At 73.1% G+C, this 25,963-nt stretch carries 21 protein-coding genes; 8 read left to right on the top strand and 13 right to left on the bottom strand.

Annotated elements, in window-relative coordinates; translation table 11 throughout:
• Nucleotide 1 precedes the first annotated feature (1 nt).
• On the top strand, nt 2–1,636 hold the full coding sequence (locus tag Ani05nite_RS04310; protein WP_203765297.1) for a glycoside hydrolase family 27 protein: 1,635 nt from the start codon (nt 2–4) through the stop codon (nt 1,634–1,636).
• 145 nt (nt 1,637–1,781) lie between these two features.
• Here the strand turns inward: Ani05nite_RS04310 and Ani05nite_RS04305 are convergent, their stop codons facing one another.
• The 6 genes from Ani05nite_RS04305 to Ani05nite_RS04280 form a co-directional block, all read right to left on the bottom strand.
• The gene (locus tag Ani05nite_RS04305; protein ID WP_203765296.1) at nt 1,782–2,447 is read right to left on the bottom strand and encodes a hypothetical protein; all 666 of its coding nucleotides are present in this window, start codon (nt 2,445–2,447) and stop codon (nt 1,782–1,784) included.
• A 535-nt stretch (nt 2,448–2,982) separates the two neighbouring features.
• Nucleotides 2,983–4,707, bottom strand: a complete 1,725-nt coding sequence (locus Ani05nite_RS04300) for a glycoside hydrolase family 27 protein (RefSeq protein WP_203765294.1) — start codon at nt 4,705–4,707, stop codon at nt 2,983–2,985.
• A gap of 445 nt (nt 4,708–5,152) precedes the next feature.
• Nucleotides 5,153–6,016 carry a cytochrome c biogenesis CcdA family protein gene (locus Ani05nite_RS04295; protein ID WP_203765285.1) on the bottom strand — a complete coding sequence of 288 codons (864 nt, stop codon included), beginning with the start codon at nt 6,014–6,016 and terminating at the stop codon, nt 5,153–5,155.
• Nucleotides 6,017–6,059: 43 nt separating this feature from the next.
• On the bottom strand, nt 6,060–6,593 hold the full coding sequence (locus tag Ani05nite_RS04290) for a TlpA family protein disulfide reductase (RefSeq protein WP_239129297.1): 534 nt from the start codon (nt 6,591–6,593) through the stop codon (nt 6,060–6,062).
• A gap of 112 nt (nt 6,594–6,705) precedes the next feature.
• A complete protein-coding gene (locus Ani05nite_RS04285; protein WP_203765275.1) occupies nt 6,706–7,071 on the bottom strand; it encodes an STAS domain-containing protein in 366 nt (121 codons plus the stop codon).
• Nucleotides 7,072–7,091: 20 nt separating this feature from the next.
• Nucleotides 7,092–7,538, bottom strand: a complete 447-nt coding sequence (locus Ani05nite_RS04280) for an ATP-binding protein (RefSeq protein ID WP_203765273.1) — start codon at nt 7,536–7,538, stop codon at nt 7,092–7,094.
• Between the two features lie 199 nt (nt 7,539–7,737).
• Between Ani05nite_RS04280 and Ani05nite_RS04275 the strand changes: the two genes are divergently transcribed.
• Together Ani05nite_RS04275 and Ani05nite_RS04270 are read left to right on the top strand one after the other, a co-directional pair.
• The gene (locus Ani05nite_RS04275; protein ID WP_203765270.1) at nt 7,738–8,751 is read left to right on the top strand and encodes a sensor histidine kinase; all 1,014 of its coding nucleotides are present in this window, start codon (nt 7,738–7,740) and stop codon (nt 8,749–8,751) included.
• Nucleotides 8,744–11,359 (top strand): PAS domain S-box protein, encoded by a 2,616-nt coding sequence (locus tag Ani05nite_RS04270; RefSeq protein ID WP_203765267.1) that lies wholly within the window; start codon nt 8,744–8,746, stop codon nt 11,357–11,359. The genes Ani05nite_RS04275 and Ani05nite_RS04270 overlap by 8 nt, the downstream gene beginning before the upstream one ends.
• Before the next feature lie 44 nt (nt 11,360–11,403).
• On the opposite strand, the gene Ani05nite_RS04265 is transcribed toward Ani05nite_RS04270, so the two are convergent.
• From Ani05nite_RS04265 to Ani05nite_RS04250, 4 genes are all read right to left on the bottom strand, one after another.
• Nucleotides 11,404–11,808, bottom strand: coding sequence for an arsenate reductase ArsC (locus Ani05nite_RS04265; protein WP_203765265.1), 405 nt, complete (start codon nt 11,806–11,808; stop codon nt 11,404–11,406).
• A 46-nt stretch (nt 11,809–11,854) separates the two neighbouring features.
• Nucleotides 11,855–12,607, bottom strand: a complete 753-nt coding sequence (locus Ani05nite_RS04260) for an aquaporin (RefSeq protein WP_203765262.1) — start codon at nt 12,605–12,607, stop codon at nt 11,855–11,857.
• A 29-nt stretch (nt 12,608–12,636) separates the two neighbouring features.
• Nucleotides 12,637–13,332 carry an arsenate reductase/protein-tyrosine-phosphatase family protein gene (locus Ani05nite_RS04255; RefSeq protein WP_203765259.1) on the bottom strand — a complete coding sequence of 232 codons (696 nt, stop codon included), beginning with the start codon at nt 13,330–13,332 and terminating at the stop codon, nt 12,637–12,639.
• Between the two features lie 67 nt (nt 13,333–13,399).
• A complete protein-coding gene (locus Ani05nite_RS04250) occupies nt 13,400–14,740 on the bottom strand; it encodes a jacalin-like lectin (protein ID WP_203765257.1) in 1,341 nt (446 codons plus the stop codon).
• A 142-nt stretch (nt 14,741–14,882) separates the two neighbouring features.
• Between Ani05nite_RS04250 and Ani05nite_RS04245 the strand changes: the two genes are divergently transcribed.
• Both Ani05nite_RS04245 and Ani05nite_RS04240 read left to right on the top strand, forming a co-directional pair.
• Nucleotides 14,883–15,779: an ABC transporter ATP-binding protein gene (locus Ani05nite_RS04245; protein ID WP_203765255.1), complete on the top strand. Its 897-nt coding sequence runs from the start codon at nt 14,883–14,885 to the stop codon at nt 15,777–15,779.
• Nucleotides 15,776–17,380 (top strand): efflux permease Rv1217c-related protein, encoded by a 1,605-nt coding sequence (locus tag Ani05nite_RS04240; protein ID WP_203765254.1) that lies wholly within the window; start codon nt 15,776–15,778, stop codon nt 17,378–17,380. Before Ani05nite_RS04245 ends, Ani05nite_RS04240 begins: the two co-directional genes overlap by 4 nt.
• Nucleotides 17,381–17,389: 9 nt before the next feature.
• On the opposite strand, the gene Ani05nite_RS04235 is transcribed toward Ani05nite_RS04240, so the two are convergent.
• Nucleotides 17,390–17,815: a nitroreductase/quinone reductase family protein gene (locus Ani05nite_RS04235; protein ID WP_239129296.1), complete on the bottom strand. Its 426-nt coding sequence runs from the start codon at nt 17,813–17,815 to the stop codon at nt 17,390–17,392.
• Nucleotides 17,816–18,059: 244 nt separating this feature from the next.
• Here Ani05nite_RS04235 and Ani05nite_RS04230 point away from each other — a divergent pair, with 244 nt between their 5' ends.
• Entirely contained in the window at nt 18,060–18,986 is a 927-nt protein-coding gene (locus Ani05nite_RS04230) for a zinc metalloprotease (protein WP_203765242.1), read from the top strand.
• 34 nt (nt 18,987–19,020) lie between these two features.
• Here the strand turns inward: Ani05nite_RS04230 and Ani05nite_RS04225 are convergent, their stop codons facing one another.
• Together Ani05nite_RS04225 and Ani05nite_RS04220 are read right to left on the bottom strand one after the other, a co-directional pair.
• Nucleotides 19,021–21,357: a beta-L-arabinofuranosidase domain-containing protein gene (locus Ani05nite_RS04225; protein ID WP_203765238.1), complete on the bottom strand. Its 2,337-nt coding sequence runs from the start codon at nt 21,355–21,357 to the stop codon at nt 19,021–19,023.
• A gap of 82 nt (nt 21,358–21,439) precedes the next feature.
• Nucleotides 21,440–22,651 (bottom strand): RCC1 domain-containing protein, encoded by a 1,212-nt coding sequence (locus tag Ani05nite_RS04220; RefSeq protein WP_203765235.1) that lies wholly within the window; start codon nt 22,649–22,651, stop codon nt 21,440–21,442.
• Nucleotides 22,652–23,112: 461 nt separating this feature from the next.
• On the opposite strand from Ani05nite_RS04220, the gene Ani05nite_RS04215 reads away from it, so the two are divergent.
• Both Ani05nite_RS04215 and Ani05nite_RS04210 read left to right on the top strand, forming a co-directional pair.
• Nucleotides 23,113–24,729: a BTAD domain-containing putative transcriptional regulator gene (locus Ani05nite_RS04215; RefSeq protein WP_203765232.1), complete on the top strand. Its 1,617-nt coding sequence runs from the start codon at nt 23,113–23,115 to the stop codon at nt 24,727–24,729.
• A gap of 167 nt (nt 24,730–24,896) precedes the next feature.
• Nucleotides 24,897–25,963, top strand: a 1,067-nt coding sequence (locus tag Ani05nite_RS04210; protein WP_203765219.1) for a glycoside hydrolase family 26 protein, incomplete at its 3' end; no start/stop codon positions are given.

Below are 25,963 nucleotides of genomic sequence, written 5' to 3'. Positions count from 1 at the left end.
CATGAGACGTCTCCGAACCATGCTCGCCGCGGGGCTCCTGCTGCTGTCGGGAACCGCGTTCGTCGCGACCGCCTCGCCGGCGCAGGCCCTGGACAACGGGGTGGGCCGTACGCCCCCGATGGGGTGGAACAGCTGGAACACGTTCTTCTGCAACATCAGCGAATCGTTGATCCGGGGCATGGCCGACAGCATCGTCAGCTCCGGCATGCGGGACGCGGGCTACCAGTACGTGGTGGTCGACGACTGCTGGATGAACCCCAACCGCGACTCCAGCGGCAACCTGCAGGGCGACCCCACCCGCTTCCCCAGCGGCATGAAGGCGCTCGGCGACTACCTGCACAGCAAGGGGCTGAAGTTCGGGCTCTACCAGGCGCCGCTGGACAAGACCTGCGCGCAGTACTTCGGCTCCTACCCCGGCGCCACCGGCAGCCAGGGCCACGAGGCCCAGGACGCCCGGCAGTTCGCGGCCTGGGGTGTCGACTATCTGAAGTACGACTGGTGCTCACCCACCGGCACCATCAACGACCAGGTCGCCACCTTCGCCAGGATGCGCGACGCGCTGGCCGCCACCGGCCGGCCGATCCTCTACAGCATCAACTCCAACAGCATCCACTCGAAGACCGGGCCGCAGCGCAACTGGGGCGACGTGGCCAACATCTGGCGCACCACCGAGGACATCCAGCTGGTCTGGAGCACCAACCAGGTCAACGACTACCCGATGGGCGTCCAGAACATCATCAACGTCAACGTGCCGCTGGCCGGGTACGCGCGACCGGGTGGCTTCAACGACCCGGACATGATGGAGGTCGGCCGGGGCACCCTGACCGACACCGAGCAGCGCTCCCACTTCGCCATGTGGGCGATCATGGCCGCGCCGCTGATCGCCGGCAACGACATCCGGAACATGAGCGCCGCCACCCAGACGATCCTCAAGAACCCCCGCCTCATCGCCATCAACCAGGACAGCCTCGGCCTGCAGGGCGTCCAGGTCGCGGGCGACGCCAACCAGCGGGTGCTGGCCAAGCGGCTGGCCAACGGCGATGTCGCGGTGGCCCTGTTCAACCAGAGCGGCGGCACCCGGACGATCTCCACCACGGCCGCCGCGATCGGCCGGACCGGAGCGTCGTCGTACAACCTGGTCGACGCCTGGAGCGGGGCGACGACGACCACCAGCGGCACGATCAGCGCGAGCGTGCCCGCCCACGGCACGGTCGTCTACCGGGTCAGCGGCGGCACCGGCGGCGAGCCGCCGGTGCCCTCCTCGACCAGCCTGGTCAGCACCTCGTCCGGGCGCTGCCTGGACGTGCCGAACAGCAACACCACCAACGGCACCCAGCCGGTGATCTGGGACTGCAACGGCGCCGCCAACCAGAAGTGGACCGCCTCCGGCCAGACCCTGCAGTCGCTGGGCAAGTGCCTCGACGCGCCGACCAACGCCACCGCGGGGGTCAAGGCGCAGCTGTGGGACTGCAACGGCGGCGCCAACCAGCAATGGACCTTCCAGAGCAACGGCACCATTCGCGGCAACCAGTCCGGCCTCTGCCTGGACGTCAACAACAACCAGACCGCCAACGGCACACTGACCCTGCTGTGGACCTGCACCGGCGCCACCAACCAGCAGTGGACCCGGCGCTGACCGGGTAGCGACGGCTGTGGCGGCCGCCCGCCGCCACAGCCACCCGCTCTCACCCCGGCGTACGCCTCGACGCGACAACGCCGGGACAGCCGACGGCACCCCGGTCACCTACACCGGCGGGATCCACCAGAACAGACGCGGCTGATCAACGGTCGATCGTCACCGCCTGCGGCGGGCGCCGGCTCGGTGCCCGCCGCAGCCCGGCCCAGGTCCAGAGCGCGAACCCGGCGGCCATGGCGAGCATGGTCAGCACTCCCCGGGGCGCGAAGATGTGGCTGTCGATGAAGGACCAGCCGGCGGCGAGCAGCACCACGGTGCCGGGCAGCACCCGGATGCCGTGGCTGCTGCCCAGCGACAGCGCCGCGGCCAGCGTGGCGGCGAGGAAGGCGTACACGCCGGCGGCCCCGAGCCCGTCGCCCGTGTCGTAGAGCGCCAGCACCAGTCGTCGCAGCTCGGCCGGGTCTCCCGGCTGCCCGGCGACGGTGCCCGCGCCGATCCCGGCCACCGCGTCCAGGCCGGTGTAGCCGGCGGCGTAGACCGCCGCGCAGACCCAGGCGACCATCCGGGCCACCCCGGCGGTACGGGTTCGTGGCCGCTCGCGCAACAGCACCACGAACCCCAGCGCCAGCAGGGGGAAGACCGGCAGCAGAACGATGTGCAGCCATACCCAGTGCTGCGCCGTCGCGGCGGACAGCCCGCTCGGGTGGGCGAGGCCGGCCAGGGCCAGGAGCACCGGCCCCAGCATCACGAGCACCAGGGTGCGGGCCGCGCTCGGGCGGGGCTGACGGGGGTCAGGGTTCGCGTCGATCATGGCACCACCGGTCGGTCGGGAGGAGACGGTTGTTCATCGGGAGGGGTGCGGCATCCTTGCTGGGCGAGAGCGGCGGTTGTCCGTCGGGCGCGAACGCGGCTTCCGGCCGGCGGCGGCGCGGCTCCCGGCCCGCGCCGACGCGGCTTGCCGCGGCAGCGCGGCCTGCTCGCGGCAGCGCGGCCTGCTCGCGCCGACGCGGCCTGCTCGCGGCAGCGCGGCTTGCTCGCGGCAGCGCGGTCGAAGGCGTCGACCATCAGGTGCCGCTCCTCGGTCTCGCCGCCGATGCGGCCGGGAGCGCGCCCTCGCCGTCGCCGGAGACGAGCCCGGCGCCACCTGGTCAAACCGCAGCCACGCATCCGAGCCTCCATACCGCCGCGAGTCGCTCCGGGGAAAGGTACGCGACGCGCACGGTAAACGATGAAGCCGCAAGAGGTTCGTAAGAACTCTGCGCTCGTCCGGTGTCAACCTTCTGCGCAGCAGTTGCAGACCCGCCGGCGCGCAACTCCGTGTGGTAGCGACGTTCGCCGGGCGTTCGTTACCGCAGTGTCCACCGCTGACCGGCCGAGCCGTTGCAGCTCCACAGCACCAGCTTGGTGCCGTTGGCCGTGCCGGCGTTGGCCGCGTCCAGGCACAGCCCGGACTGCACGCCCCTGATGGTGCCGTCGGTGTTGACGTTCCACTGCTGGTTGGCCTGGTTGTTGCAGTCCCAGATCACCACGGCGGTGCCGTTGGCGCGGCCCTGGTTGTACGCGTCCAGGCACTTGGCGCCGTAGATCGTCAGCTGCCGGCCGGCCGAGGTGTACGTCCAGGCCTGGTTCGACTGGCTGTTGCAGTCCCACAGCTGGGCCTGGGTGCCGTTGGCGGTGGCGAAGTTGTTGATGTCGACGCACCGTCCCGACACGGCGCCCACGATGCTGCGCGCGGCGGTCTGGCCTCCCCCGCCGCCATCGGTGCCGGTCACGGTGAGCAGCACAGCCTCGTGCGCCGGCACCGTCGCGGTGTAGCTGCCGTCGAACCGGCCCACGTCGGCCGCCCGCCAGAGATCACGTACGGCCGCCGGCCCGGTGAGGCCCAGGTCCGCCCACCGGGCGGTGACGGGGGCCGAGGAACCGGTGCGGTTGAGCAGCAGCACGGCCCGCCGGCCGGAGCCGGACAACGTCTTGCTGTACACCTGCAGGCCCGCCTGCGCCTCCGCGACCTTGCCGCCCTGCCGTCCCAGCGGGTCCTGGTCGACGGCGATGACCTCCCGATTCGTCAGCACGGAACGGGTGTCACCGCTCATCTCGGTGAGCTTGTTGCCGGCCAGCAGCGGGGCGCCGGAGATGGCCCACAGGCCCATGTGGGTCCGGTTCTGCGCGGCGGTGAAGCCGGGCATGCCGACGACGAGCATGTCGGGGTCGTTGTAGTGCCCGGCGCTCTGGGCCGCGGGGTGCTGCGCGGCGTCGAAGTTGCCGAGCACCCGGTCCATCGACGGGCTCTGCCCCCAGTAGATGATGTCCTGGCTGGTGCGCCACATCGTGGACAGCGCGGGGGCCCAGGTCCACGGGCTCTGCTCGCCCCAGTTGCACACCGACAGCACGAGGGGCCGTCCGGTCTGGGCCGCCGCCCGGTCGATCGCCGCGCTGATCGCCTGGTACGCCGTACGGGCGTCCAGCCCTTCGGCGCTGCCACCGCACCAGTCCACCTTGACGAAGTCGAAGCCCCACTGGGAGAACTGGAGGAAGTCCTGCGCGTAGTGGCCTTCACTGCCGCTGCCGGGCGCGGCCGGTCGCCCGGTCGGGTAGTAGTAGCCGCACCCGTCGCGGCCGGCGTCGGTGTAGATGCCGGCCTTGAGGCCCTTGCCGTGGATGTAGTCGGCGATGGCTTTCATGCCACCCGGCCACTCGTTGGTGTCGACCGTGATGTTGCCGGCGGCGTCCCGGGTGCCCTGCCACCAGCCCTCGTCGATGTTGACGTACTGGTAGCCGGCGTCCTTGAGACCGGTGGACACCATCGCATCCGCCTGCGCCTTGATGACGGAGTAGTTGATCTGCGCGGCGAAGCTGTTCCACGACGCCCAGCCCATGGGAGGCGTGGCCACGGCGGCCACCGCCGGAGCGGGCGCGGGTGCGGCCACCGCGGGCGGCGCGGCCACGGGGGGTGCGGGTGCGGCAACGGCCGCCTCGCCGGCCATCGCGCCGCCTGCCGTCACCGCGAGCGCGAGCATCGGGACCGCCGCGACCACGGTGCGCCAGCCCGCATACCTTCGTGACCGGACCATGCCGCCACCTCCGCTTGAGCACCAGTGCTGTGAACGGTAACAATCAATGACATCTATGTAAATCGTTGCGTCGGCCCGCTGGATCCGCCCGGGTCGAGACCTGACCCGACAGCAGCGGGCGAGCGGCGGCGAGCAAGCCGGGCGACAGGGGGGCGGGCTACAGGCGGCGACGGGCGGCGAGCAAGCGGCGGGCGCGCGCGGCGGATGACGGCGAGCAAGCGGCGGACGGCAGGCGGCGGCGAACGGCAGGCGGCGGACGGCGGACGGCGGACGGCGGCGAGCAACGGGCGCGCGGGCAGCGGCGCGTGACGGGCGGCAGGCAGCGGCGGGCGCGCAGGCGGCGGCGAGCAACGGGCAGCAGGCGGCGGCGAACAAGCGGCGGACGGCGGACGGCGGACGGCGATCAGCGGGCAAGCAGCGGCGGCGGGCGCCCGCCGACCGGTCGTCAACCGGTCTGCTGCCGTACCCGTCTGCGCGACCGGGACCGCCAGACGGCAGCGCCCGCCACCCCCAGCACAGCGGCGAAGGCCATCACGACAACCGGCACGCCCAGCTCGGCGACCGCGCCCGAGAACCACCCCTGCACCGTGAGGGCGGCCCCGATGACCGGGTCGTCCGCCGGGTCGCCACGCAGCACCCGCAGCTCGAACCAGCCGTAGTAGGCGACGTAGGCGCCGGCGAGCGCGATCACCAGGCCACCGGCCCGCGAGACCAGCGGCGCGAGCCGGCGCATCCGGCCGATCAGCGAGGTGCGCGCCAGGGCCAGGGCGAGCGCCGCGATGCCGACGACCATGCCCATGCCGGCCGCGTACCCGAGGAAGAGCAGCAGCCCGGCCAGCGGCGACCCGGCCCGGAAGCTGGACACGACGATCGCCAGGAACGGCCCGATGGTGCAGCTCAGCGACGTGAGCGCGTAGCTCGCGCCGAAGGCGGCCATGGCCGGGATGGTCCGGGTCGCCGCCGGCCCGCGCCGGGCCAGCCGGCTGATCCCGGGCAGGCTCCGGCCGCCGAGCAGCCACCCGCCGAGCCCGACCAGGGCCAGGCCCAGCACGATCGTGAACCACGGCAGCCGCGCCTGCACGACCCCGGCGACCGGGGCGAGCGCCAGCCCGAACAGCGCGAACACGGCCACGAACCCGCTCACGATGGCCGCCGTGCTGATCGCGGCCCGGGCCACCGCGCTGGCCCGGGACTGCTGGTCCTCGGTGACCAGGATGGTCAGATACACCGGCAGCAGCGCGAAACCGCAGGGGTTGAGCGCGGCGAGCGTGCCCGCGGCGACCGCCAGCGCGAACGGCACCTCGGTCATGTCGGATCGCCGTTGCGTACCGGCAGCGCGGGGCCCCGCCCGGTCACGGGGCGTCCAGCAGCTCTTTGACCTTGCCGGGCACCTGGTCCGCGCTGAGCACGCCCCGGCCGGTCGGCTGCCCGGCCGCGTCGAGCAGCACGAAGGTGCTCTGGGAGGTGATGCCGAAGTGCTTCCACACCGCGCCGGCCTCGTCGGAGAGGTTGGTGATCGACTCCACCTTCGCCAGGCGGACGAACTCGGGCATCGCGGCGGCCTTGTCCAGGCCGGCCACCCCGACGATGGTGACCCGGTCGCCGTACTGCTCGACGGCGGCCCGTACCCCCGGCGCCTGCTGCAGGCATACGGGGCACCACGGCGCCCAGAACCACAGCACCGCCGGCTTGCCGGCCAGCGACTTCCCGTCGAACGGTTTGCCGTCGATGGTGGTGCCGGAGAAGGCGAGGAGCGAACCGCCCGCTCCGGGACCGGCCGCGCCGCTCGGGCCCGTGTCTCCCGTCGGGCCGGTGCGGTCACCGCCCGAGCCGCAGCCGCTCAGCACCACGGCCATGACCACGCCGAGAAGAACCAGCCTGCGCATCACGATCGTCCGCCACCTCTCGTCCGGCGTATGGTGCACCGACCATACGTCCGAGCGCCCTGGCGAAATCCTTACAGGCCGATGAAGCCGATCGGCGACGGGCTCGAGCGGTTCACCGCTCGTGCGGAGCCGGTGGAGTGCCCCCGCTCAGCGTCTCGTAGACGTCGAGCATCTCGAGGATCTCGCGGACGGGACCACAGGCGTTGCTGATCGTCAGGCGGATGCCGCGCTCGCGGGCCGCCCACTGGCTTCGGATGAGCGCGGTGACGCCGTTGGAGTCGATGAAGTGGAGCTGCCCGATGTCGAGCGTGACGGCGGCGACGTCGGTCTCGACGAGAACGTCGTGCAGCGTACGGGTGAACAGGTCGCCGGTGGTCATGTCGATGTCGCCGCCGACGCTGATGTGCAGGCCGCCCGCATCCCGCACCGGGGGCCCGAACCGCACCTCCGGCAGGGGAACCGCGTCCGTGGGGTCCATCGGCTGCTCCCCCATCGCCGTCACCCGAGCTTCGCCGGCCGTTCGTAGCGCAAGGTGACGCAGGTGCCCCGCGGCCAGATGGCCTGGATGTCGACCGCGTCGCAGATGTGCCGGGTGAGCCACAGGCCGTGGCCGCCCACGTACCCCGGCTGCCGCCGGTAGGAGCGTTCGAGGAGCTCGGCGGAGATGCCCGGTCCCTGATCCTCGATGGCACACCAGAGGCTGGTGCCGTCCTGCCACAGGCGCAGATGCCCCACACCGCCGCCGTGGCGGACGGCGTTGGTGGTGATCTCGTTGACCGCGAGGATGAGGTTCGACAGCAGCCGGTCGTTGAGCCCCGCCGCCCGGCCGTAGCGGCCCAGCTCGCGACGGATGAGGGTGAGGGCGTTCCGGTCGAACGTGCGCTCCAGCAGGGGAACGACGGCTGCGGTCGCCGGGGATCGGATCGATTCGGGTAGCTCAGGCACGTCGCCTCGAGTCGGTAGTGGAGGTCGCGTGCCGCCGGTGGAGTCGTGGGACGACAGCGATGGTCAGCGCCACGGTAGGACGGCCCGGCGGCGCGAGGAACGGACTCGCTGTGCGTTTCCGGTGGCGGGAACGGCCGGTGGCGCCATCCGCGGGCCGTCCAGGTGTGCGGTTGCGGCGGCCTTTGTGGTTGTCTCGGCGGTGACAGGCGCTGCCCCGGCGGTCGCCGCGTTCGCCGAGCAGGAGGTCGTTGCCGCCATGGCCCCGTCCGAGGTCTGCTGTCACTCGGCTCTGCTGTACGCGAGCGCCGAGGAATACCTGGTCGAGGTGATGGGGTTCGTCCGCGGCGGACTCGCCGCGGGGGAGCCGGTCGCCGTCGCCGTGCCGCCGGCCCACCTCGTGATGATCGAGGACGCCCTGCGCGGGGACGCCGGCCGGGTGCGCCTGATCGACATGACCGACGTCGGCCGCAATCCGGGACGGATCCTCCCGGCGGTGCTGTACGCCTTCGCCGACGCCTTCCCCGCCGACCGCGTGCGCATCGTCAGCGAGCCGGTGTGGCCCGGCCGCACGCCCGAGGAGCTCGCCGCCTGCGTGCAGCACGAGGCTCTCGTCAACCTGGCGCTCGCCGAGCGCCCGATCGCCATCATGTGCCCCTACGCCCGGCCGGCGCTCGACGAGGCGGCGCTGGCCGACGTGCTGGCCACCCACCCGACGGTGATCCAGGGAGAGGGCCTGCTCCGCAGCGAACGCTACGCCGCCACGGACGTGCTGGCCGCTGCCGACCGGCCCCTGCCCGAGCCGGTCGGGGCGCTGCACATGTCGTTCGATCTGGCCAACCTGGGCCGGGTCAGACAGGCGGCCGTGGCGCAGGCCCGCCGCTCCGGGATGCCCGAGCGCCGGGTGAACACGGTGGCTGTCGTGGTGAGCGAGCTGGCCACGAACGCGATCAAGCACGGCGGGGGCGGCGGAACGCTCCGGATCTGGACCGGCGACGGGATGTTGACCGGCGACGTGCGCGACCGGGGCCGGCTCGACGACCCGCTGGCGGGCCGGCGGCCGGTGCCGCCCACGCAACTGTCCGGGCGCGGGCTGCTGCTGGTCAACCTGATGACCGACCTGGTACGCACCCGCTTCGCCGCCGACGGCACGACGGTCCGCTTCGCCATGGCCATCGGCGAACCGGCGGGCGGGGAGGGGTCGGGCCATGGTTGAGATGGACGTCTTCGGAGCTGAGCGGACCGCCGCGAGCGGGGCCGACACGGGACTGGCGGCTCTCCTGCTGAACGCGGCGGAACAGGGCATCATCGCCACCGACCTCGACGGGCGCATCGTCGTCTGGAACCGTTTCGCCGAGGTCATGTACGGGTGGACGGCGGCCGAGGTCATCGGGCGATCGATCATCGAGGTGACCCCGACGTTGACGACGGCGGACCAGGCCCGCTCGATCATGTCGGCGCTGCGCCGGGGCGACAGCTGGCGCGGGGAGTTCGAGGTTCAGCGCAAGGACGGTTCCACCTTCACCGCGATGGTCGTCAACAGCCCGATCATCCGCGGTGACGAGCTCGTCGGCGTCGTCGGGCTGTCCATCGACGTCTCCGAACGCCTCGCCTCGCAGGCGGCCCTGCGGGAGAGCGAGGAACGGTTCCGCACCATGGCCGACAACCTGCCGTTGCTGATCTGGCAGCACGACTCCGCCGGCCGGCAGGAGTGGGTCAATGCCACCTTCTGCTCGTTCTTCGGCGTCAGCCGCCACCAGATGCGGGCGGAGCGGTGGCAGATGCTGACCCACCCCGACGACGGTCGGCAGTACGGGCGCGACTTCCTCGCCGCCGTCGCCGAACGCCGCCCCTTCCACGGCGAGGTCCGCGTCCGGCACGCGGACGGGCAGTGGCGCTGGCTGGAATCGTGGGGCAGCCCCCGGATCGGCCCGGACGGCGTGTTCCTCGGTTACGTCGGAACCAGCGCCGACGTCACCGAACGGAAACTGGCCCAGCTCACGCTGAACGCCGCCGCGGCGATCAACGCCTTCCGCACGCGGCTGGCCGACGTGCTGGAGTCGTTGACGGACCCGGCGCAGATCGCCGCCGGGGCGGCCCGGACCCTGGCCCGGCACCTGCGCGCCGGCCGGGTCCGCTACCTGGAGATCGACGAGCACGTCGAGTACGCGACCGTGCTGGCCGAGCACTGTCCGGACCTGCCCGGCCTGCGGACCCGGCACCCCTTGGACGACTACGGGGCGGACCGTATGACGGCGTTCCGGGCCGGGCAGCCCGTCGTCGTCGACGCGGCCGGCCCCGAGTCGCCCGCCGGTTTCGGCGCCGGGGCCTACGTCGTCGTGCCCGTGGTGCGGCAGAACCGCCCGGTGGCCGCCGTGGCGGTGCACGACCTCGAGCCGCGGAGCTGGGTTCCCGACGACCTGACGCTGATCACCGATGCCGCCGAGCGCACCTGGGCGGCGATCCGCAAGGCCGCGGAGGAGCAGGCCCGGCACGATCGGCACGCTCGTGCGCAACTGGTCGTCGACGTGCTCAGCACCCTGGAACGCCACCACACGGTCGCGGCCCAGGTGCAAGCTCTGACCGATGTCCTGGTGCCCCGGGTCGCCGACTACGCGACGGTGGAGGCGCCCGGCGAGGACGACTTCCTCCTCGCGCTCACCCACCGCGACCATGAGAAGGCGCAGATCCTGCGCCGCCTGCGGACCGAGCACCGGCTCGGCGCCGGACAGCCCGATTCGCTGCACGCCGCCGCGGCCGGGACTGCCCAGCTCCTGAGCATCGCCCCGGACATGATCGCGGAGTACGCCCGGTATTCCCCCGACGCGACCCAGCTGCTCGCCCGGCTGGGCACCCGCTCGCACCTGGCCGTGCCACTGGCGCTCAGCGACGCGAAGTCGGGAGCGCTCATGATCGGGCTCAGCGAGCCCGGGCGCGCGCCGTACCGGCCCGACGATCTGGCCTTCTTCGAGGACCTGGCCCGGCGCATCGGCGTGGTCCTGATGTCGGCGCACATCCGCCAGCGGGAACACGACATCGCCGTCCGGCTCCAGCGGTCCATGCTGCCCGACCGGGTCGAGTCCCATCCCCACCTGGGCATCGAGGCCCGCTACCGGGCCGGCGACGAGCTCCTGGAGGTCGGCGGCGACTGGTACGACACGTTCGCCTGGCCGGACGGCCGCATCGGCGTGGTCATCGGCGACGTGGCCGGGCACACCATGGACGCGGCGATCATCATGGGCCGGCTCCGGGCCGTCACCGCCGCCTTCGTACCCCACACCCCGGCCGACCCGGCCGCCGTTCTCGACGCCCTCGAGGAGTACGCCTGCGGACCGAGCGGCGCCGAGCTGGTCAGCGCCGTCTGCGTCATCATCGACCCGCGTTCCGGCGTGCTCACGTACTCGTCGGCCGGGCACCCGCCGCCGCTCGTGCTCGCCCCCGGCCGGCCCCCGCAACGGCTCGAGCACGCCCGGGCCCCCGCGATCTACCGGTACCACGACGACCGCGACACCCGGCGCCGCCCCAGGGCAGAGATCACGCTGGAGCCCGGCGCTCTGATCGTCATGTACTCCGACGGCCTCATCGAACGCCGCCGCACCACCCTCACCGCCGGCATCGCCCGCCTCGAGACGGTCGCCGCCGGTCTGACCGCCCGGACCCTGCCGGCCGTCGCCGACGGCATCGTCGCGCGCATGACCGACGACTCCCCCACCGACGACGACATCGTCCTGGTCTGCCTGCGGTACACGCCACCCGGACAGGACACCGGATCGCCCCGCTCGGCAGACCCACGCGACGGTGAGCCGCATCCGCACCCCGGGTGACGTCGAAGCCCTGACAGGACACCCCACGCGGCGGCACGGGCCGGTCAGGTGGCCGGGGCCAGCTCCGTGAGCAGGTGCTCGACCCGGGTCCTGATCTCGTCGCGGATCGGGCGTACGGCCTCGACGCCCCGGCCGGCCGGGTCCTCGAGCTTCCAGTCCTCGTAGCGCTTGCCGGGGAAGACCGGGCAGGCGTCGCCGCAGCCCATGGTGATGATCACGTCGGAGGATTCGGCGGTCTCCCAGGCGAGCTTCCTCGGGGTCTGGCCGGTGATGTCGATGCCGACCTCGGCCATGGCCTGGACGGCGGCCGGATTGACGGCCTCGGCGGGCGCGGAGCCGGCCGAGCGGACCTCGACGGTGTCGCCGGCGAGGTGGCGTAGCCAGCCGGCGGCCATCTGGGAACGGCCGGCATTGTGCACGCAGACGAACAGGACGCTGGGCTTGCTCATCGGAGACATCTCCTGGTGTGGTTGTCGGGGTGGGGCGGCGGCGCGGTCAGGGCCGGCCGGCGTGGGTGGGCGCGGTGCCCCCGTCGTGGGCGACGACCACCTCGTCGGCCGCCTGGCCCACGCCGGGGTAGAGGGCCAGGGTCAGGGCGGCCCCGGCCGCGAGACCGACGAGCTGCGCGACGACGAAGCCGGGCACGGACGCCGGGGCGATCCCGGCGAAGGTGTCGGTGAAGGCGCGGCCGATCGTGACCGCGGGGTTGGCGAAGCTGGTGCTGCTGGTGAACCAGTACGCGGCGCCGATGTAGGCGCCGACCGCGGCCGGGGCGACCGCGGACCGGCCGGAGCGGGCCAGGGCGAAGATCAGCAGGATCAGCCCGGCGGTGGCGACGACCTCGCCCAGCCACAGGTGACCGGCGGAACGGTCCCGGCCGGAGAAGTCGACGGCGGCCAGGTCGAACATGAGGTTCGCCAGGATCGACCCGGCGATCGCGCCCAGGGTCTGGGCCAGGGCGTAGCCGCCGAGGTCGCCGGCGGTCAGGCCGGTGCCGGCGCGGCGGCCGAGGAACCAGTCGGCGGCCGAGACGACCGGGTTGAAGTGCGCGCCGGAGACCGGCCCGAAGGTGAGGATCAGCGCGCCGAGGGCGAACGCGGTCGCGACCGAGTTCTCCAGCAGCTGCAGCCCGACGTCGTCCGGCGACAGGGTGGTCGCCATGACGCCCGAGCCGACGACGGCGGTCACCAGCAGCGCGGTGCCGGCGAACTCGGCGAGCAGGCGCCGCCAGGTCGCAACAGGGTTCATGAGTACGGTTTCTCCAGGTGGTGGGCAGGTCAGGCGGGACGTACGGGTGGGGCCGGCGGACCGGGCGGCGCGAGACGCTCGATGCGCCCGGCGAGGTCGGCGTAGGCGGCCTCGAAGGCCGCGTCGGTGCCGGCCCGCACCGGGTCGGGCACCGACCAGTGCAGCCGCGGCCGGACGGCGCCGGTCAGGTCCTCGTGGGCGTTGTCGCAGACCGCGATGACCAGGTCCTGGTCGGTGACCACGTCGGCGACGTGCGCGGGGCCGGCCGGGTTCAGCCGCAGCCCGTGCCGGCGGGCGACCCGGACCGCCCGCGGGTGGACCCGCGGCGCCGGGTGGGTCCCGGCGGACGCGGCGGGCCGGTGGGTGCGGTCGGCCCACAACGCGGCGGCCAGCTGGGAACGGGCCGAGTTGTGGGTGCACACGAAGACGACCCGGTCGGCGTCGGGCAGCCGGGGCCCGGCCAGCAGGCCCAGGGTCTCGGGGCGCAGCCGCAGGTAGGTGCGGCGGCGGTCGGCCTCGGAGCGGGTGCGTTCCACCAACCCGGCCGCGGCCAGGACCTTGACGTGGTGCGCGACCAGGTTCGTCGGCAGGGCGAGGTCGTGGGCGATCTCGCCCGGCGAGGCATCGCCGAGGCTCAGCGCGTCCACGATCGCCAGGCGCGCCGGGTCACCCAGCGCGGCGTGGATCCGCGCCCGCTCCCCCACCCGCTGCCGCTCAGTGCTCATTGACTCAATAATCACTGAGCTTGTTGTCCCGGACAAGCCCCGCGGGCGGCTGTTCACCTGATGGCCATCAGGGCCGCTTCGTGTAGACGAGGCCGAGCTTGTCCACCTCGTCGCCGGAGCGGCCGTGGAAACCGGCCAGGGCCCAGCCGTCCGGCGTCGTGCGGGTGACGCAGTCCCCGGTCGTGGCGCCGCCGGCCAGGGTGCGGCCGGCGCTGGTGGTGAACTGCGCGAAGAAGATCCGCGTCGTGTTGTCGTGCCGGCCCCGGCAGAGCCGGACCGAGCTCACGTACTCTTCCGGGCCCAGGGCGAGGGTCGCGGCGGTCCCGCCGGCGCCGCCGTGGGCGAGCACGGCGCCGTCGCTCAGGGTGAGGCCGATCTGGTCCACCCGGGAGCCGGACCGCAGGCTGAGGGAGGTGGCCCGGGCGCCGGCCGGGACGCGGTCGAGGTCGGTGTAGAAGCCGCCGTGCGGGCCGCCGAACTGCTCGCTCATCCGGTACGCGGGGTTGGCCGACCAGGAGAACGTGACGCTGATCGGGTCGTGGTCGGACAGCCTGCGGCCGTTGTCGTCCCGGAAGGCGGCGTGCTGGTTGTGGTAGTCCAGGGCGTTCAGCGTGACGAGCCGGTTGCCGCGGTAGAGGACCTTGTCGACCACCTCGCAGGCGTCGGTGACCGCGTTCTCGTCGCAGAGCAGCGCGTCGCTGCCCTTCGCCGGCGCCACCCCGCCGCGCTCGCGTTGCACCCAGGCGTCGGTGAGCCCGTTGGCCGCGGCGAACTCGGCGATGGTGTCCGCGGCGCGCGTGTATCGGGTGTTCGTGTCACCCATGACCAGCACGGCGTTGCCGGCCGAGTGCGTCGCGATGAACGCGCTGAGCTGGTGGAGGTTGTCGGCCCGGGCCGCCTGGTCCCCGGCGCTGGTGCCGGCGTTGGTGTGCAGGTTGTAGAAGTCGGCGAACACGCCCTCGGCCAGGCGCGCGCGCTGGAAGCTGAACCCCTTCGGGGTCAGGCAGTCGCCGGAGTCGAGCCGGCAGGAGTTCCAGCGCACGCGCTCGAAGTCGTCCGTGTCGGAGGAGAGGCCGGACAGCGTGTTGAGTCCGCTGCCGATGCCGGCGCCGCCGCTGGTCGGCGTCCGATGGGGGTGGCTGTCCGCGGCGTACAGCGCGGCGTGGTAGTTGAAGTCCTCCTGGACGTGCACGACGTCGTACGGCCCGAGGCGCTGGCCGATCGCGGTGGTCGCGGAGGCGCGCGGGGTCGGCGCGCTGGACAGGCCCTCCGGGAGCCCGGCGACGTTGTAGGTCAGCGCGGTGAAGGCGCCGCTCGCGGCGAGGGCGGCCGGGGCGGCGGTCAGGACCGCGACGCAGGCGCCGGCGAGGGTGACGACGGCCGCCAGGGCACTGGGGATTCGAGGCATGTACCGGAGAGTAGGGTTCGATGGCGGTGGATGGATAGACCGGCGCGCCCGCGGGGTGGAGGCCGGGGGGTACGGTGAGCCCTGGTGTGCCGGGAAGTCTGGTCGGCGGTCATATCCACGTCGGCCGGTAAGGACCTCCGCCATGAGCAGTGCTGCGCTGCGCACCGTCAATCTCGGCAAACGGTACGGCCGTGTGGTGGCCGTCGACGACCTCTGCCTGGAGGTGGCGGCCGGGGAGGTGTTCGGTTTCCTCGGCCCCAACGGCGCCGGGAAGTCGACCACCATCCGGATGCTGCTGGGACAGGCCCGCCCGACCGCCGGCCGCGCCTGGGTGTTCGACACCGACGCCGCCGACGTCGCCCGGGCCCACCGGCGGCTGGCGTACGTGCCCGCCGACGTGGCGTTGTGGCCGCAGCTGACCGGGGCGGAGATCCTGCACCTGCAGGCGTCCACCGGCCCCGGCATCGATCCGTCCTACCGCGCCGAGCTCGTGGAACGCTTCGCCCTGGACCCGAGCAAGCCGGCCCGCACCTACTCGAGCGGCAACCGGCAGAAGGTCGCGCTCGTCGCGGCGTTCGCCACCCGGGCGCCGCTGCTGGTCCTGGACGAGCCCACCAGCGGCCTCGATCCGCTGATGGAAAGGGAGTTCCGCGCCGCCGTGGCCCAGGCCCGTGAGCGCGGGCAGACCGTGTTCCTCAGCTCCCACCAGCTCGCCGAGGTCGAGGCGGTGTGCGACCGCGTCGCGATCCTGCGGGCCGGCCGGCTGGCCGAGATCGCCGCCATCGACCAGCTGCGGGGCCTGCACCGCACCGAGGTGACCGTGTCCTACACCGGCGCCCCACCGTCCGGACTGGACACGGTTCCCGGCGTCGACTCGGTCGAGCAGGTCGGCGCCGGCCGGCTGCGGTTCTCGCTCATCGGCGCGCCGGCACCCGCGTTGCGGGCGCTCGCCGCCGCCGAGGTCACCGCTCTGGCCGTCCGGGAGGCCAGCCTGGAAGAGATCTTCCTCGACTACTACGGCACGCCGGAAAGCCGATGAGCGCCGGAAGGCCGGCCAACCCGGCGACGGCGGTCACCGGGGTGGCGGTCCGCCAGGTGCGCCGGGGCGGCCTCCTCGTGGTGGGACTCTGCGCGGGCCTGCCGGCGCTGGTGGCGGCCACCTATACGAGGGTCATGGCCGATCCGGCCGCCGCGGGCAGCATCGGCCGGCTCGCCGCCAACCCGGCCATCCGTACGCTGTTCGGCGAGCCGGTCGCGCTCGACCGGGCCGGCGGCTTCACGGTGTGGCGGGTCGGCACCTTCATCGCCGTCCTGCTGGCCGCGTGGGCGATCCTGGCCACCACCCGCATCACCCGCGGCGAGGAGGACGCCGGCCGGTGGGCGCTGCTGCTGGCCGGGCGGGTGACCCTGCGCGCGACGGTGGCCCGGCACCTCGCCGCGGTCATGATCGTCCCGGTTGCCGCGGGGGCCGCGGTGACCTCCGTGCTGCTGCTCAGCGGCACCGAGCCGGCCGGCGCGGTGGTGCACGGCGCGGGCCTCGGCGTTCTCGGGTTGTTCTTCGTCGCTGCCGCCGGGCTCGCGGCGCAGGTGTTCCCGGCCCGGGCGACCGCGACCGGCACGGCCGTGGCGGTGCTGGGCGCCGGGCTGCTCGCGCGGATGGTCGGCGACGGTCTCACCGAGCTGGGGTGGCTGCGCTGGCTGACGCCGTTCGGGCTGCTCGCCCTCAGCGAGCCGTACGGCCGGAACCGGGTCCTGCCGCTGCTGCTCCTGCTGGCCGCGGCCGCGGTGGTGACCGGCGCGGCGCTCGCCGCCGCCGGCCGCCGCGATGCCGGGGGTGGCCTGGTGGCCGGCCCGGCCGGCCGGCGCCCCCGGCTGAGCTCGCTGACCAGCGTGGAGGCGTTCGCGGCCCGGCGGCTGCTGCGGCCGCTGACCGGCTGGGCCCTGGGTGTCGGCGCGTACTACCTGCTCATCGGCTTCACCACGAGGTCGGTCACCGGCTTCCTGGCGGACAACCCCGCCCTCGCCGGTCAGGCGGCCCGGGCCGGGTTCGCCGGCCTGGACGCCGTCGAGGGGTTCGCCGCGACCCTGTTCGCGTTGCTGGCCGTGCCCGTCGGCGGTTTCGTGGCGGTCCGCCTGTCGGCCTTCGTCGCCGCCGAGAACAGCCGCCACCTGACGCTGCTGACCGCCCAGCCGATCAGCCGGCTCCGGCTGCTCGCCGCCGAGCTGGCCGCCACCGTCGGCGGCGCGCTCGCCCTGGTCACCGTGGCCGGGGTCGCCGTCTGGGCCGGCCTCGCCGCCACCGGGGGCCGGCTCGGGCTGCCCGCCGCCCTGGCCGGGGCCTGGAACACGCTGCCCATCGTGCTCCTCAGCCTGGGTGCGGCCGTGCTGGCCACCGGCTGGGCGCCGCGGGCGGCCGCCCTGGCCGGATCGCTGCCCGCCACCGGGGGCTTCCTGCTGCTGGTGATCGCCGAGAGCGCCGGCGCGCCGCGCTGGGTGCGGCAGCTGTCGCCGTTCGCCCACCTGGCCCCCGTCCCGCTGACCGCCGTCGCCTGGGCCGCCACCCTGATCATGACAACGCTCGCCGTCGCGCTGGTGGCGGCCGGCGCCGCGGGCTACCGGCGTCGGGACCTCCAGGGCTGAGGACGACCGTCATGGCCGGTCGGCGACGTCCAGGTAGATGACCGCGAGCCCGTCGCGGCGGACCGCGTCGGCCAGCTCGGCGAGGGTCGGCGGGCGGGGCACGTTGATCCGGATGCCCAGGCGACGGCCGGCCTTCGCGGGCCCGGCCTCCTCGATGAGTCGCAGGTAGACCGGGGCCACCCGGTCGGGGTCCTCGACCAGGTGCGCGCGGGCCGGGCGGTGGCTCCCGCCCAGGGTCACGGCGACGTCGGGACGATCGCGCAGGTTGGCCCGCCACGGCGAGTTCGTCAGCACCAGCAGGCGGCCGTCGCCGTTGTCGCGGTAGGCCACCGGGAACACGAACCGGCGGCCGGACCGGCGGCCGGTGACGTGCAGCAGCATCAGGTGCCGGCCGACACCTCGCGCGCGGCCGGGCGAGGACAGGAGCCACCTCATCACGCGGTTCACCACGCGGTAGGGGGCTTTCGGGGGTCGCACGCGCTCAACGGCGGGCCGGGTACCGGAGGACATGCCCCCAGCTTACGCTACGACTGCGTAGCGAACTGGGCGCCCTGCGGCCCGTCATCAGCCGAAAGGCCGTTTTCGCGGTGCCGGTCGCGTGGTCTGATACCGAGAAGGAAGATGCCCGTCGAAACAGCGCTGACCGGTTCGGCCGGTGCAGCCGGAAGGCGCGATCACCATGCACACGACCCTGAGGATGCGGCTCGCCCTGATGAGCGCGGCCGTGCTGACCGTAGCGGCGACCGGCGGGGCGCCCGCCGCTGCCGGGCCCGACAGCGCCGCGCCCTGCGCCGAAGGCAGCGCGGCCCGGGTGAAGGCGGGCGCCACCGCCCAGGAGCCGGCGCTCTACCCGAAGAACGAGGCCAACGCCTACGGGGTGATCAAGGACTCGCCGCGCCTGCGCGACGGCAGCGTCACCGTCCCCACGGTCTTCCACATGATCTCCGACCACGCCTTCAGCGCGGCCGAGAAGAACCGGTGGAACACCCTCATCGCCAACCAGATGACCGTGCTGAACGACGCGTACGCGGGCCGCACGGCGGCCAACGCATCGGCCACGCCGTTCCGGTTCGCCCTGTCGAACACCACGTGGACCGTCAACAGCGCCTGGTACACCGTGGAGCCGGGGAAGAACGAGCGCGACATGAAGAGCGCCCTCTACACCGGCGATGCCCGCACCCTCAACGTGTACGCGGCCGACATCGGCGGCGGCCTGCTCGGCTGGGCGTACTTCCCGAAGGCCTACAACAACGGCCGCGACTTCATCGACGGCGTCGTGATGCTCGACGAGTCGATGCCCGGCGGCACCGCCGGCAAGTACGCCGAGGGTGACACCCTGACCCACGAGGTCGGCCACTGGCTCATGCTGGAGCACACGTTCGCCCACGGCTGCTCGGCCTCGGGCGACTTCGTGGCCGACACCGCCCCCGAGGCGGCGCCGCAGTTCGACTGCCCGGTGGGCGCCGACACCTGCACGGCGCCGGGCCTGGACCCGATCCACAACTTCATGGACTACACCCAGGACTCCTGCATGAACATGTTCACCGCCGGCCAGGCCGACCGGATGAGCGACGCCTGGGTGGCCTTCCGCGCCGGCGGCGCCTGACGCGGACGGCCGGTCCCGCTCGGCGTGACGCCGGTCAGCCGAGGGGGACCAGCCGCCACACGTTGTCGGCGGTGCCGTTGTCGGCATCCTGGACGACCTGGGCGCCCCAGGCGCTCGCGCCGTCGAGGATGGCCAGCAGCTTCCCGCTGTTGACGTTGCGGATCCGGTAGGTGTTGCCGCCCAGGTCGATCAGCGTCCAGCGGTGGTCGGCGGTGCCGTTGTCCGACCACTGCAGGACCCGGGCGTTGTCGGCGGTCGACATGTTCTCGACGCCGAGGACCCGGCCGCTGTGGACGTTGCGGAACCGGACGGCGCCGCCGTCGGCGACCCTGACCCAGTTGTGGTCGGCTGTCCCGGTGTCGCCCCACACCACGGCGAGCCCGCCGTCGGCGGTGGACATGTCCTTCACCCCGAGGACCAGCCCGGTGCCGACGTTGACCAGCTTGTAGGTCGTGGCGCCCCCGGTGCTGTCGCCGGTGTTCCAGTACACGGCGTAGTTGAAGCCGTGCGCGTCGTGGAACGGCCCGAGCGGCACGGTGGTGCCGCCGGCCGTCGCGGTGAAGGCCAGGCTCGACGAGCTGGTCCGGGTGATGGACGAGACGGTCAGGGACGGCGGCGAGGACAGCGCGGTATTGCCGTAGTTGCCGCAGAGCACCGCGGGCCCGTAGGTGATCGCCTGGACGGCCGCGTTGTCGTTGGCCGCCCGCATGACCACCCGCATCGGCAGGGTGACCGTCAGCGTGTCCCCGGCGGCCCAGGTGCGGGTGATGGTCGCGTAACTGCCCGGCGTCGCGGTGACCGCCTGGGTGGCGCCGTTGACGGCGAGGACCGGGTTCTGCGTCCAGGCCGGAATCCGTACCCGGATGCTCCAGGCCCCGCTCATGGCCCCGGACAGGGTCAGGGTGGTGGTGTCGCCGACCGGGTAGGTCGTGGCCTGGGTGACCGTGATGCCGCGCTGCGACCAGTTCAGCGTCGAGGGCACGAAGAGGTTCACGGTCAGGGTGGTGCCGGCGAAGAAGTAGACGGAGTCCATCAGCTTGGTGTTGGTCTCGATGCCGGTGCCCTGGCAGCACCAGAACGAGTTGTAGTCGGTCGAGTAGGTGCCGCCGCCCCAGGCCGGGCCGACCCCGCGGCGCCCGCCCGGCTTCAGCGGCGTGAAGTAGGTGACGCCGCCGTGGCTGTCGGCCGGGTTCTGCGCGCCGATCAGGTGGTTGAGCAGCGCCCGCTCGTAGAAGTCGAAGTAGCCGGCGTTGTCCGGGTCAAGCAGCCACAGCTCCCGGGTCAGCTTCAGCATGTTGTACGTGTTGCAGTGCTCGCAGGTGTCGTTGCTCAGGTAGCCGGCGATGGCGTTCGGGGCGCGGAAGTGCTCGGCCTGGCTGTTGCCGCCGATCGCGTACGTGTGCGCCCGGGTGGTGATGGCCCAGGCGTTGGCCGCGATGTCGCGGTAGCGGGTGACCCCGGTCGCCTTGTACTCGCGGGCCGCGCCGATCCACTTGGGCACCTGGGTGTTGGCGTGCAGCCCGTTGAGCTGATCGGCCCCGGCGGCGAGCGGGTCGAACGCGGCCGCGTGGTCGAACCGCCGCGCGGCGGCCAGCCAGCGCGCGTCGCCGGTCTGCTGGTAGATGTCCGCCAGCACCTCGTTCATCCCGCCGAACTCGGTGCCCAGCATGGCCTGCAGCTGGGCGGCGCTGAGCCGCGCGGTGCGGGTGTCGACCCAGCCGGCCAGCCCGAGCAGCACGGTCCGGGCCTGGTCGTTGCCGGTGTGCCGCCAGACGTCGAGCAGGCCCGCGAGGGTCTTGTGGACGCAGTAGTAGGGCACGTTGCCGTTCGACAGGGTGCGGGCCTCGAGCGCGGTGAAGTCCGATTCCGGGAAGCCCGACAGGTAGCCCGCGGCGAATCCGGCGGCGGCGTTGTTGGCCTGGCACCGGGCCAGCTCGGCGACCATCTGGGCGGCCTTGTCCCGGCAGGTGGTGTCGCCGAGCACCGCGTACGCCTGCGCCCAGGCGGTCAGGAAGTGGCCCTGCACGTGGGAGCGGAACGGGAAGGACGGCGCGTCCCAGCCGCCGTTGGCCGCCGCCCCGTTGGTGGCCAGCCGGTGGTTGGCCCGGAAGACGTAGAGCAGCCGGTCGACGTCGACGAACCTCAGGTAGTTCAGCGTCCGGGTCTGATTGTCCAGGAACCGGCCCGCGGTCAGCCGCACCTCGCCCGGCTGGAAGGCGAACGCCGCCGCGCCGAGGTCCGGGCGGACCGGCGGCACGACCGCGGCCGCGGCGGGCCGGGCGTCCACGACGCCGGCGCCGGCCGTGGTGACCAGCGCGGCGGCGCCGGTGGCCTGGAGCAGGCGACGGCGGCTGAAAGCGGAGGAGGACATGAGCGGACTCCCGTCGGAGGTGGTGGATCGAAGCGGGGTGGGTGAGCGGGCCCGGCCGGGCCCGCTCACGCGGGTACGCCGGTCAGGCCGGGAGGGTCACCCGGCCCGGGGCCGGACGCTGGGTGGTGGTGTTGTCGCCCAGCTGCCCGTTGGCGTTGTTTCCCCAGCACCACAGGCTGTCGTCGGCCTGGAAGCCGCAGATGTGGTAGCCGGTCGCGAAGTCACGCGTCCAGGTGGTGGCCGTGCCGATCCGGGTGGGGGCGGACCGGTGGGTCGTGGTCCCGTCGCCCAGCTGCCCGGTCGAGTTGTTGCCCCAGCACCACAGGCTGCCGTCGGTCCGGACCGCGCAGGCCGTGTCGAAGCTCGCCCGGACGGTGCTCCACGTGGTGGTCGTGCCGACCTGGATCGGGGTGACCTGGTGCGTGCCGCTGACGCCCAGTTGGCCGTACCCGTTCTCGCCCCAGCACCACAGGGTGCCCTCGGCGCGGACCGCGCAGGTGTAGGCGTAGCCGGCGGTGACGCCGGTCCAGGTGGTCGCGGTGCCGACCCGCGTGGGGGTGTCCCGGTAGGTCAGGTCGCCGAGGCCGAGCTGTCCGTCCGTGGCGTTGCCCCAGCACCACAGGGTGCCGTCGGTACGGACGGCGCAGGTGTGCGCATAACCGGTGGTGACACCGGCCCAGGTGGTGGCCGTGCCGACCTGCACCGGAGCAGTGGCGTAGTAGGGGTCGGACCCGATGCCCAGTTGCGCGAAACGGTTGAAGCCCCAGCACCACAGGGTGCCGTCGGTGCGGGTGGCGCAGGTGTGGCTGTCGCCGGCGCTGACACTGGCCCAGGTGGTGGCCGTGCCGACGCGTACCGGGCTGGTCCGGTTCGTGGTGGTGCCGTCGCCGAGCTGGCCCCGGAAGTTGTTGCCCCAGCACCACAGGCTGCCGTCGACGCGGATCGCGCAGGTGTAGCTGGTGCCGGCGTCGATGCTGGCCCAGGTGGTGGCCGTGCCGACGCGTACCGGGGCGGTCCGGGCCGTGGTGCCGCCGTCGCCCAGCTCGCCCAGGTAGTTGCTGCCCCAGCACCACAGGCTGCCGTCGACGCGGATCGCGCAGGTGTGCCCGTAACCGGTGGCCACCTCGGAGACCGCCGCGGCGCTCGGCGCGGCGGCGCTCGCGCCGGCCGGGCCGGCCAGGCCGGTGATGCTCAGCGCGACGATCCCGGTCGCCGTGGCCAGCGCGGTGACGATGCCGTGCGCGACCCGGCGCCAGCGACGGTGGGTATGCCCGGAGGCGGAGCGGCGTTTCATGTGTACTCCCTGCTCGGTGTGGTCGGATCGGGGCGCGGCGGTGCCGTCTGCCCGCGCGGGTGGCTGCCCGGCGGGCCGGTGCCGGCCGGTCGGAGGAAAGGGTGGGGATCGGGAGCGGCACCGTCACACGCCCGTCCATCGCTGCCGGGCCGGGCCGAGGTCACGGTGCGGCGACAGCGGTGACGCCTGCACCCGGACATTGCCAGAATGTTTCCAGACATTCAAGAGCGTCAGTCGGAAAGGCTTTACCGACTTCCTCGGCGGATGCGCTGTAACACTTTTCCCGGCCGCATCCCTATCGTGAAATGACGCATGCACATTGCCGCTTGTCAATAACGCAAGCGACCGCTCCGACCCGGCCGCGACCATCGGCGGTGCGGGACCGGCCCCCGCCGTCCACCGGTTGCTAGGGTGGCGCGGGCCGTGCGGGCTTCCGGCGGTTCGAACGGGGAGGTGGCACGGTGGCGCAGCTGCGGCTGCTCGGACCGGTGGAAGTCGTCGCCGACGACGGCGTCGTCCACACCGGCGAGCCGCGCCGCCTGGCGGTGCTGGCGGCGTTGACGGTCGACGCGGGCCGCGTGGTGTCGACGACGACCCTGATCGACCGGGTCTGGGGTGACGGCCCGCCCGGGCAGGCGGCCCGGACCCTGGGCACCTACATCACCCGGCTCCGCCGGATGCTGGAGACCTCCTTCGTCGACGCGACGGTCACCGTGATCAACCAGCCGGGCGGTTACCGGCTGGCCGCCCGGCCGGATCAGGTCGACCTCTTCCGCTTCCGCGAGCTGGTCGTTCGGGCCCGGATGCCGTCCGGTACGCCCGAGGAGCGCGCCGCTCTCCTGCGGCAGGCCGTGGAGCTGCACCGCGGCGACCCGCTGACCGGGGTGCAGGGCGCCTGGGCGGTGCGCACCCGTGAACAGCTGACCGGGGAACTGCTGACGGCCCGGGCGGAGTGGGCCGAGGCGGAGGTGGCCGCCGGCCACGCGACGGCGGTGCTGGCCCCCCTGACCACGCTGGCCGAGGCCCATCCCCTGGTGGAACCGCTGGTCCTGGCGTTGGTGCGGGCGCTGGCGGCGACGGGCCGGCCGACCGAGGCGCTGGAGCGGTGCCGCTCGCACCGGCAGCTTCTCGCCACCGAGTACGGCACCGACCCGAGCCCGCAACTGATGCAGCTCTACGAGAGCATCCTGCGCGCCGACGCCCCGCCGGCCGCCACCCCGCCGGCCGCCGCCCCGCCGGCGAAGCAGTCCGAGGCGCCGGACACCCCGGCGCCCGCGGAACCGGCACGGGCCCGTCCCGCCCGGCGGCGCCTGCTCGCCGGGGCTTTCGCCCTGGTGGTCACCCTCGCCGTCGCCTTCGGCGCCGTCGCCCTGCTCCGGCCGGCCGACCGGCCCGCCGGCCCGCCCGGCCCGGACCACTTCACCGTCACCGAGGACTTCTCCGGCACCGGGCTGGCGCCGCAGCAGTGGGACGCCCACGAGACGCAGCAGCACAACGGATCGTCGTGGTCACCCAGCATGGTGCGGGTCAGCGGGGGCGAGCTGCAGATCAACGGGGTGGGCCGCAGCGCGACCGGGACCGGCAACATGGCCGGCTCGGTGTGCTGGTGCCTGGAGCACGGCGTCAAACGCACCTACGGAAAGTGGGAGGTGCGGGCCAAGTTCGACGCCGGCGCCGGTTACGCACCGGTCATCGGGCTGTACTCGGAGGTGGACGAGCACACCGCGGGCTGGGGTTTCCTGACCTTGGCCAGGCTCGACGACGGCGCGCGCAGAATCATGTATCCGGTCGTGCGCGGCGCGGGTGGCAGCCCGATCGACGGCGCTGCGGTGGCCGGGGACTTCACCGCCTGGAACACGTACGCCATCGAATGGCGGGCCACATTCGTCACCGTCTCCCTCAATGGCGCGGTCATCTTCGACACCCGCACCCTGCCCACCCGGGTGGCCATTCCGACGGTCCCGATGTTCCTGTACGTACAGGTCATTCCCGGACCGGAGGGTCCGGTCCCGGCGCCGAATCCGGCCACGCCCGATCAGGTGACCGCGCACGTGGACTGGGCGCGGTACACGAGCTGACCCCGGCGCATCTGCCCTGCCCAGCCGGGACCTCAGCAATTCCGCAGCCGAGCCGTCGGCGGGTCCTGCGACGCTGTCGCCGCAGCACGAGCCGGCCGGGGTGAATGACGGCAACAGGGGCATGTCGGCCGGCCGCCCGTCCCCTCATGCACTCCAGGAGCAGCCTGATGTCTTCACGCAGGAAACCGTCCGCCCGGCGCGCGCTGGTCGCGATCGTGACGCTCGCCGCGATGGCCACCGGTGCGGCCTTCGGCGGTACGAGCGCGGCGGCCGCCGGCAATGACGGCTACAAGATGCCGAGCCGATCCGGCGGCGCCTGGGCCAGTGGCGTATTCGTTCCCGGCTACGACACGCAGCGCTATGCCGCCTTCGGCCAGTACCGGCAGCGGCCACTCGACCTCGTCTCGACCTTTCCGTCCCGGGCGACCTGGGACGACTTCGTCGAACCGGGCCCGGCGTACTCGAGTTTCACCGGACAGCCGTACACCATGGTCTACGGCATCCCGCCCATTCCCGAGCAGGAGGACGCGTCCCTGGACCGGTGCGCGGCCGGTGAGTACGACCAGAAATGGACGACGTTCGGCCACACCCTGACCGACGCCGGCCTGGGCTCCTCCGTCATCCGCCTGGGCTGGGAGATGAACGGCGCCTGGTTCCGCTGGGGCGGCGACGCCGTGGCGTACCGGGACTGTTTCCGGCGAGTGGTCACCGCGGTCCGGGCGGTCGCGCCGGACCTCAAGTTCGACTGGAACGTCAACCGGGGGCAGAGCAACGGCATCCCGGACACCGCCGAGCTGCAGGACGTGGCCTACCCGGGCGACGAGTACGTCGACATCATCGGCGTCGACACCTACGACAGCTGGGTCGACTGGAACTGGGCGCTCAACGACCCCGAGCAGGGCATGAACGCCTGGCTGGCGTTCGCCCGCCGGCACGGCAAGAAGCTCTCCTTCCCGGAATGGGGCCTCTACACCACTACCTACGAGGACGGCGAGGCGGCGCCCGGCCACGGCGACCAGCCCGGCTACATCCAGCACATGTACGACTTCTTCCGGCAGAACGCCGCGGACATCGCCTACGAGGCGTACTTCGGCAACGACGGCAACGACGGCCGCAACTCGCTGTGGAACCCGGTGAACATGCCGCTGGCGTCGGCGAAGTACCAGGCGCTCTACAAGGCCGCGACGCCGCCCGCGGGCGTGACGACGATCCAGGACACCGCGCGGGGCACCAG

Origin of the sequence: Actinoplanes nipponensis (assembly GCF_016862275.1) — a bacterium.
GTDB classification, from domain to species: domain Bacteria; phylum Actinomycetota; class Actinomycetes; order Mycobacteriales; family Micromonosporaceae; genus Actinoplanes; species Actinoplanes nipponensis.
Note: the sequence above shows the minus strand (reverse complement) of the source record. Positions and strands in the feature narration are given on the sequence as shown.